At 45.7% G+C, this 1,738-nt stretch carries 1 protein-coding gene; it reads left to right on the forward strand.

Translation table 11 applies throughout. From position 1 onward, the window contains the following. Positions 1-1,644 (forward strand): methyl-accepting chemotaxis protein (locus A3757_RS22250; RefSeq protein WP_068740320.1); only part of this gene is annotated, 1,644 nt, incomplete at its 5' end. Positions 1,645-1,738 lie beyond the last annotated feature (94 nt).

Below are 1,738 nucleotides of genomic sequence, written 5' to 3' on the forward strand. Positions count from 1 at the left end.
CAGTTTGATGCCAACAACTTACTTGGGCAATCAATTGATATCTTCCATAAAAACCCAAGCCATCAGAAAGAGCTACTAGAGAATCTAAGCGCTCAACACAAAGCCAATATTCAAGTTGGTCGACGCCATATGGAGCTATCAGTCAACCCGGTTAAGACCGAGTCCGGTGACCGTGTCGGTACAGTTGTTGAATGGAAGGATAACACTGAAGCATTGATAAAACGTGAGAATGAGTTACGCGTAGCAAACGAGAATGCTCGCTTAAAAGAAGCATTGGAGAATGTCAGCGCCAATGTGATGGTCGCCGATTATGATCGTACCATTGTCTATATGAACCCTGCGGTCATCAAAACACTCAAAAATGCAGAAGCGGCAATTAAATCAGCCCTACCCAACTTCGATACCGATAACTTATTGGGCCAGAGTATTGACCAATTCCATAAGAACCCGAACCATCAAATCAATGTGCTTGATAACTTGAGCGGCGAACACCAGGCTCATATCGAAGTCGGTGGCCGCCACATGGAGTTGCGCGTTAATGCCGTTGCGAATGAAGCTAAAGAGCGCATCGGAACAGTCGTTGAATGGTTCGACCGTACCAATGAGGTCATGATTCAGCAAGAAGTTGATAACATCGTAAACGCTGCAAGAGCTGGTGACTTGTCTCAGCGAATCGCTATAGCCGGTAAGGAAGGCTTCTTCAAGCAATTGAGTACAGGACTAAATGACGTACTCGATAATACCGACACCTTCATTTCTGATATGAGCAAGCTCTTTGAAGAAATGGCTCAAGGTAATTTGAGTCAGGCACTCTCTACTAATTACCAGGGTGATTTTGAGAATATCGCTAACAATGCTAATGCCACGCTTAGCAAATTGAGTTCTGTTCTAAGTGAAATCATGGGCATATCAAGCTCTGTAAATGAGTCCGCTAATGAGATCTCACAAGGCAGCGTCGACCTAAGCAACCGAACAGAAAGCCAGGCCAGCTCTCTGGAAGAAACCGCTGCCAGCATGGAAGAAATTACCAGTACGGTGAAAGAAAGCGAGAAGAACTCAGACGATGCAAACTACGAAGCTAACGATGCTCGTGTGAAAGCCGAGTCAGGCGGACAAGTTGTTAATCAGGCGGTTGAGGCGATGAAAGAAATTTCTGAATCCAGCAACAAGATTAATGACATTATCGGCGTCATTGATGAGATAGCTTTCCAAACTAACTTATTGGCACTTAACGCAGCTGTGGAAGCCGCAAGGGCAGGTGAACACGGACGTGGTTTTGCAGTGGTGGCAGGTGAAGTTCGAACCTTGTCCCAACGCTCCGCCAGTGCCGCGAAAGAGATCAAAGACCTTATTCGCGACAGTGTCAATAAAGTCGAGTCAGGCTCAATGTTAGTCAATCAGACAGGTGAAACCTTAAATGGCATCGTCCACTCCGTAGAGCAAGTTGCACGCCGTATAGAAAGCGTCAATGTTGCTGCCAAAGAACAATCTAACGGAATTGGACAGATCAACCAGGCCATTTCGCAAATGGATGAGATGACACAACAAAACGCAGCATTGGTTGAAGAAACTGCCGCTGCGTCAAGGTCTATGAGTGACCAGGCGAGTAAGATGCAACAATTGGTTCGTTTCTTCAGAACCTAGTCTGTCTGTGGCATAATTCGCAGCCTAAACCGAAAGGGGAGTCATTTGACTCCCCTTTTTTTGCACCAAAGTCTCAAACCTAGATAAAAACGAA

This window comes from Oleiphilus sp. HI0117 (assembly GCF_001635235.1).